This is a genomic window from Streptomyces sp. NPDC058308, from assembly GCF_042880275.1.
GTDB lineage: Bacteria > Actinomycetota > Actinomycetes > Streptomycetales > Streptomycetaceae > Streptomyces.
Genome location: NZ_JBHVZA010000010.1, coordinates 132781 through 139873, shown reverse-complemented (window position 1 = coordinate 139873; position 7093 = coordinate 132781). Strand labels below are relative to the sequence as shown.

5 protein-coding genes are annotated in these 7093 nt (G+C 67.8%); 1 reads left to right on the top strand and 4 read right to left on the bottom strand.

Annotation, left to right across the window (positions count from 1 at the left end):
* Nucleotides 1-129: 129 nt before the first annotated feature.
* The 4 genes from ACFVYL_RS16230 to ACFVYL_RS16215 form a co-directional block, all read right to left on the bottom strand.
* Nucleotides 130-654: a hypothetical protein gene (locus tag ACFVYL_RS16230; protein WP_389716156.1), complete on the bottom strand. Its 525-nt coding sequence runs from the start codon at nt 652-654 to the stop codon at nt 130-132.
* Between the two features lie 114 nt (nt 655-768).
* Nucleotides 769-2025 carry an MFS transporter gene (locus tag ACFVYL_RS16225; RefSeq protein ID WP_389716154.1) on the bottom strand — a complete coding sequence of 419 codons (1257 nt, stop codon included), beginning with the start codon at nt 2023-2025 and terminating at the stop codon, nt 769-771.
* A 79-nt stretch (nt 2026-2104) separates the two neighbouring features.
* Complete coding sequence (locus tag ACFVYL_RS16220) at nt 2105-3187, bottom strand: inositol-3-phosphate synthase (protein ID WP_389716152.1); 1083 nt, start codon at nt 3185-3187, stop codon at nt 2105-2107.
* A gap of 59 nt (nt 3188-3246) precedes the next feature.
* Nucleotides 3247-3933 carry a PadR family transcriptional regulator gene (locus ACFVYL_RS16215; protein ID WP_389716149.1) on the bottom strand — a complete coding sequence of 229 codons (687 nt, stop codon included), beginning with the start codon at nt 3931-3933 and terminating at the stop codon, nt 3247-3249.
* Between the two features lie 373 nt (nt 3934-4306).
* Here ACFVYL_RS16215 and ACFVYL_RS16210 point away from each other — a divergent pair, with 373 nt between their 5' ends.
* The gene (locus ACFVYL_RS16210) at nt 4307-7066 is read left to right on the top strand and encodes a transglycosylase domain-containing protein (RefSeq protein WP_389716147.1); all 2760 of its coding nucleotides are present in this window, start codon (nt 4307-4309) and stop codon (nt 7064-7066) included.
* Nucleotides 7067-7093: the final 27 nt, after the last annotated feature.

Below are 7093 nucleotides of genomic sequence, written 5' to 3'. Positions count from 1 at the left end.
GGGGCGTGCGTTTGGGTGGCGCGGGCGGGGGGGGGGGGGGTTTTGTGCCCCACCCCCCCCCCCTCCCGGGAAACCGCGGGGGGGCGCTGTTTCACGTGAAACCGTGAGACAGCGCCCCTCGGCGCTCTGCTACTTGGTCTTCTTCAGGCAGAGCACGACGTTGTGGCCCTTGCCGCTCTGGTAGTAGGCGACCTCGGAGGTCTTGACGGCCTCGCACTTGTCGCTGTCGCTGGTGTCGTCGAACTTCTCGACCACCTTGAACTCGGACTCGCTCGAGGAGCAGTCGACTTCCTTGAGGTCCGGCGAGAACTGCGTGCCCTCGTTGTGCATGCAGCTGCCGACCGAAGTGGACTCCGCGTCGCTCTTGTTGAGCATCGTCTTGCCGACGGCTATGAGGATCGCCACCAGGATGAAGCCACCGATCCGCAGGAGCAGTTTCTTGCCACGCCCACGAGGGGCGGCCGGCGGGGGCACGGGACCACCCTGGTTGTGGGGCGGGTACGGCTGCTGCGGCATACCCGGCTGTCCCTGGTGCGCCGGGTACGGGGCCGTTGAGGCCTGCTGGCCGTACGGGGCGCCGCCCTGGGGCTGGCCATAGGGGTTCTGGCCCTGGGGCGGGTACGGCATCTGGCCCTGGGGCGGCGGAGTGGTCACTTTGGGGGTCCCCCTCGAACGGAAGCGCGATGGCGCGAATACGACGTCCGTAAGTTATCCGTGCGCAGCGCTATCTCTGAAGCCCAGAGGGCCTCTGTGGCACTGATGTGACACTTACTGCGCGTCAAACCGGGCCATAGCCCCAGCAACCGCCGCGTAGACCAGAGCCACCGCGACGACCAGCGGAACCGATCGGCCGTCAGGCGGCAGCATCAGGGCGGCCACTGCCGCAGCGCCGACGAAGGCGACGTTGAAGAGCACGTCGTAGACGCTGAAGATCCGGCCGCGGAAGCCGTCGTCCACCGCGGACTGCACCACCGTGTCCGTGGCGATCTTCGCGCCCTGGGTCGTCAGGCCGAGGACGAAGGCGGCGACGAGGAGCGGGGCGGACTCGAAGGACAGGCCGAGGGTGGGTTCGAGGACCGCCGCCGTTGCCGCGCAGGCGACGATCCAGCCGCCCGCCCCCAGCCGCCCCACCGCCGCCGGTGTCACCAGAGCCGCCACGAAGAACCCCGCCCCGGAGACCCCCACGGCCAGGCCGAGCAGCGCGAGCCCGTCGGACTCCGTCGACGACCAGGCGTACCGGCACAGCATCAGGACCATGACCGTCAGCGCGCCGTAGCAGAACCGCATCATCGTCATCGCGGCCAGCGCGCGGGCGGCCGCGGGCCGTTGGGCCAGGTGCCGCACCCCGGCCTTCAGCCCGTGTGCCGTTCCGGCCAGCGCGGCAGTGAGCCGTGGCGGCACCAGGTCCGGGTCCGGGCCGAGCAGTTCGCGCGCCATGCGGAGCGAGGCGAGTGCGGCACAGAGGTACAGGGCGGAGCCGAGGAGGACCACCGCCGCGTCCGAGTCCGACGCCACCAGACGGACGACGAACGCGAGTCCGCCGCCGGCGGTCGCGGCGAGTGTCCCCGCGGTCGGCGAGAGGGAGTTGGCGATGACCAGGCGGCCGGCGTCGACGACGCGTGGCAGGGCGGCCGAGAGTCCGGCCAGGACGAAGCGGTTGACGGCGGTGACACAGAGGGCGGAGATGTAGAAGAGCCAGTCGGGGACGCCGCTGAGCATCAGCACGGCCGTCAGCGCGGCCAGGGCGGCCCGCAGGATGTTGCCGTACAGGAAGACCTGACGGCGCTGCCAGCGGTCGAGCAGGACCCCCGCGAAGGGGCCGATCAGCGAATAGGGCAGGAGCAGGACCGCCATGGCGGAGGCGATGGCCGCCGGTGACGTCTGTTTCTCCGGGGAGAAGACGACGTACGTGGCGAGCGCGACCTGGTAGACGCCGTCCGCCCCCTGGGAGAGCAGCCGTACGGCGAGCAGCCGTCGGAAGTCCCGCAGCCGCAGCAGTATTCGCAGGTCACCGACGACAGCCATGGGGCACAGCCTCACATACGAGGAGGGTCCCCGGGCGGAATGCCCGGGGACCCTCGACGAGCAACAAGGAGAGAGCTGTTTAGCGCTCGACCTCGCCCTTGATGAACTTCTCGACGTTCTCGTACGCCTCGTCGTCGAAGTACTGCACCGGCGGGGACTTCATGAAGTACGAGGACGCGGAGAGGATCGGGCCGCCGATGCCGCGGTCCTTGGCGATCTTCGCGGCGCGCAGGGCGTCGATGATGACACCGGCCGAGTTCGGGGAGTCCCAGACCTCGAGCTTGTACTCCAGGTTCAGCGGGACGTCACCGAAGGCACGGCCCTCGAGGCGGACGTACGCCCACTTGCGGTCGTCGAGCCACGCGACGTAGTCCGACGGGCCGATGTGGACGTTGTCGGCGCCCATGTCGCGGTCGCGGATCTGCGAGGTGACGGACTGCGTCTTCGAGATCTTCTTCGACTCGAGGCGGTCGCGCTCCAACATGTTCTTGAAGTCCATGTTGCCGCCGACGTTGAGCTGCATGGTGCGCTCGAGACGGACACCGCGGTCCTCGAACAGCTTCGCCATCACGCGGTGCGTGATGGTGGCGCCGACCTGCGACTTGATGTCGTCGCCGACGATCGGGACACCGGCCTCGGTGAACTTGTCCGCCCACTCCTTGGTGCCGGCGATGAAGACCGGGAGGGCGTTGACGAACGCGACCTTGGCGTCGATGGCGCACTGCGCGTAGAACTTCGCGGCGTCCTCGGAGCCCACGGGCAGGTAGCAGACGAGGACGTCGACCTTGCGGTCCTTGAGGATCTGGACGATGTCGACCGGGGCCTCGGCGGACTCCTCGATGGTCTGGCGGTAGTACTTGCCCAGGCCGTCGAGGGTGTGGCCGCGCTGGACGGTGACGCCCTTGTTCGGCACGTCGCAGATCTTGATGGTGTTGTTCTCGCTGGCGCCGATGGCGTCCGAGAGGTCGAGGCCGACCTTCTTCGCGTCGACGTCGAAGGCGGCGACGAACTCGACGTCACCGACGTGGTAGTCGCCGAACTGGACGTGCATCAGGCCCGGGACCTTGGCGTCCGGGTCTGCGTCCTTGTAGTACTCGACGCCCTGGACCAGCGAGGCGGCGCAGTTGCCCACGCCGACGATGGCTACGCGAACCGAACCCATTCCGGTTGCTCCCTGTGTGATCTCGGTATTCCGGATGAAACCCTGCGGAACGCTGGGTCTCACTTGGCGGGGTCGTCGGACGGATCCGGCGGCGGGTTGGTCTCCCGCCGCCGGGGCAGGCCCGCCGACTCCCCAGATGTGCTGTTCTGCTGAGCGGAGCTGTCGGGGGCGGACCGTTGCTGGTCCCGCCCCGCTCGCTCGCTCTCGATGAGCTCGTTCAGCCAGCGCACTTCGCGCTCCACGGACTCCATGCCGTGCCGCTGAAGCTCGAGCGTGTAGTCGTCCAGGCGCTCCCGGGTACGGGCCAGGGAGGCGCGCATCTTCTCCAGACGCTCTTCGAGGCGGCTGCGGCGGCCCTCGAGCACCCGCATCCGTACGTCCCGCGAGGTCTGCCCGAAGAAGGCGAAGCGGGCGGCGAAGTGCTCGTCCTCGTATGCGTCGGGGCCGGTCTGCGACAGCAGATCCTCGAAGTGCTCCTTACCTTCCGCCGTCAACCGATAGACGATCTTGGCGCGACGTCCTGCGAGTGGAGCTGCGAGGGCGTCTTCAGGGGTGCTGCCCGACTCCTCGATCAACCAGCCGTTGGCGACCAGCGTCTTGAGGCAGGGGTAGAGGGTCCCGTAGCTGAAGGCGCGGAACACTCCCAGTGACGTATTGAGTCGTTTACGCAGCTCATAGCCGTGCATCGGGGACTCCCTGAGCAGACCGAGCACGGCGAATTCCAGGATGCCGGAGCGCCTGCTCATCTTCGCCTCCCGTCTGTCACGGTCCCTCAGTACGGCCTTTATGCCGAGCTGATGTATCGACTCGATACATCGAGACGATAGAACGGCGATCCGGTTGATACAAGAGGGGGCACGGTGAACGGCGTCACATCACCGATTCGTAGGAAGTAACTTGCCTGATTTGGGGTGAACTTCGGCTCTACGAGGGTTTTGACGGTGCGTAGTCTGTGCGCCATGTATGCCGCCGGGAACCAAGTGACGCCGGGGAGCGTCGTGGTCCCCGGCGCGGTGCGGGTGCGTTCTGGAACGGGCGCGACCGCACTTCGGGGGGACCGGAAACCAGCCGCCGTTTCCAGGCGTGGACAGCTGCGCCTGCCCGAGGAGTAATCGTTCGATGAGCGAGCACCGTCGCAAACCGCCGCAGCCGCAGGGCGGCGGACGCGCCGCGGCCAGGCGTGGCGCCCAAGCACCGTCTTCGGGCCGCCGTGCGGCACCGCGAGGCGACACCGGGTCGCCCTCTTCCTCCTACGGGACGCCCGCCCCGGGCGCTCCGGACGACGGAGGCCGAACTTACGGCGGCAGGGCCGAGGCCCGGCGCGCCGCACAGCGCAGTGGCTCGATCGGTGCGAGCGGCGGCCGGCGCCGGGCACCCGACGGCGGTGGGCGCTCGGGCGCCGGTGGTGGCGGCCGTCGCGGTGGTGGCTCCGGGGGCCCGGGCGGGGCCGGCCGCGGCAGGGGTCGCGGCGCGGAGCCTCCACGCAAGAAGCGGTTCATCGACTACCCCCGCGCGAACAAGACCGGTGCGCGGCGCTGGGTTCCGTCGTGGCGCCTGGTCAGCGGCCTGTTCCTCGGGTTCCTCGGCAGCCTGATGGCGGTCGCCGGCATCTCGTACGCCCTGGTGGAGGTGCCGGAGGTCGACAAGGCGGCCAAGGCCCAGAACAACGTCTACTACTGGGCCGACGGCAAGCAGATGGTCGCGACCGGTGGTGAGCGCAACCGCCAGATCATCGACTACGACGACATCCCCGAGGAGATGCGCTTCGCCGTCATGTCGGCGGAGAACAAGACCTTCGAGAAGGACAAGGGCGTCGACCCGATGGGCATCACCCGCGCCCTGGTCAACATGGCCAAGGGCGGGCAGACCCAGGGCGGCTCCACGATCACCCAGCAGTACGTGAAGAACGCGCGTCTGGGCGACCAGTCGCAGACGTTCACCCGTAAGTTCAAAGAGCTCTTCATCTCCATAAAGGTCGGCCGGACGGTCTCCAAGGAAGAGATCATGGCGGGGTACCTCAACACCGCCTATTACGGGCGTGGGGCCTACGGCATCCAGGCTGCCGCCCGGGCGTACTTCAACACCGAGGCCAAGGAGCTGGACCCGAGCCAGTGCGCTCTCCTCGCGACCGTGCTCAAGGGCGCCACGTACTACGACCCCGCCGGAGCCCCGGAGATCGACCCCGCGGCGAACAAGACGGACAACACCGCGCGTGCCAAGAAGCGCTGGTCGTGGATCCTCGACGAGGAGGTCAAGGACGGCCGTCTGACGGCTGCGGACCGGGCCAAGTACAACAAGTTCCCCAAGCTGCAGAACCCCCGGTCGAACGTTGACCTGCGCGGCCAGACCGGTTACCTGGTGGACCTGGCCAAGGCGTACGTCATCAGGAACACCAAGATCACCGCCGAGCAGCTCCAGCGGGGCGGCTACGAGATCCACACGACCTTCGACAGGACGAAGGTCAAGGAGCTCGAGAAGTCGGTGAACAAGGTCCGCAAGAAGCGGATCAACCCGAAGGTCCGGCCCGAGAAGGACACACACGTCCAGTTCGGTGGCGCCTCCGTCAGTCCGAAGGACGGCGCGATCAAGGCCATTTACGGCGGTGAGGACGCGACGAAGCACTTCACCAACAACGCCGACCAGACCGGTGCCCAGGTCGGTTCGACGTACAAGCCGTTCGTGCTGGCCGCGGCCTTCAAGTACGGCGTGCGGAACCCGGATCTCGGCGAGGTGCAGTCGAACTCCGAACGCACCATCGTCAACCCGAAGAGCTTGTACAGCGGCAAGGACGAGCTCAAGATCCAGAAGTACAACGGCGAAGTCTGGACGGACCGCGAGGGCAAGCAGTGGAACCAGAAGAACGACGGTGGCCGGTCGTACAACGCTCCTAGCTTCCAGATCAACCTCCGCGAGGCGATGCGGGAGTCGGTCAACTCCGCCTACGTGCAGCTCGGCATGGATGTCGGTCTGGACAAGGTGAAGGAGTCGGCCATGGCAGCCGGCCTCAAGGACGACCGGTCCATGGCCAGCGCCAACTACCCGTCCTTCTCACTCGGTACCTCGTCACCGAGTGCGATCCGGATGGCCGGCGCGTACTCCACCTTCGCGGCGAGCGGCAAGCAGAACGATCCGTACTCCGTCACAGAGGTGACGCACGAGGGCGACACGGTCTACCACCACAAGAGTGAGACCAAGCAGGCCTTCGACGAGGACGTCGCCAACAACGTCACGGACGTGCTGCGAACCGTCGTGGAGCGGGGCACCGGCACCTCGGCCAAGCTCGCGGGACGTCAGGTCGCGGGCAAGACCGGTACGACCGATGGCAACAAGTCCGCCTGGTTCGTGGGCTACACCCCGCAGCTGTCGACGGCGGTGAGCATGTACCGGCTCGACGACGACGAGACCAACAAGAAGCGCAAGTTCCTGGAGATGTTCGGTACGGGCGGCGAGGAGAAGATCCACGGCGCCTCGTTCCCCGCGAAGATCTGGCACGACTACATGGAGCAGGCGCTCAAGAACGCGCGAGCCATCCCCTTCCCCGTGCCCGGTCCGATCGGCGAGGTCGTCGGTGAGACCCCGCCCCCCCCGCCGCCCCCGACGAAGACCGAGGAGCCGGAGAAGACCACGTCGCCTACGCCCTCGAAGTCCGGGACCACGAAGCCCCCGACGAAGTCACCCGACCCCGGCGAGTCCTGTGACCCGTTCGACTGGGACTGCAACCACAACGGCGGCCAGGGGAACGGAGGAGGCCAGGGCGGCGTCGACGGCGGCCCAGGGGGCGAGTCACCCCCGGCGACAGAGGATCCGGCCGGTGGCGGAGCCAACGAGGGCAACGAAGACGGCGGAGGCGGAGGCTTCATTCGCGGCGCGGGAGGCTGAGCCGGTTCTGTGGGCGCTCCCCGGCAG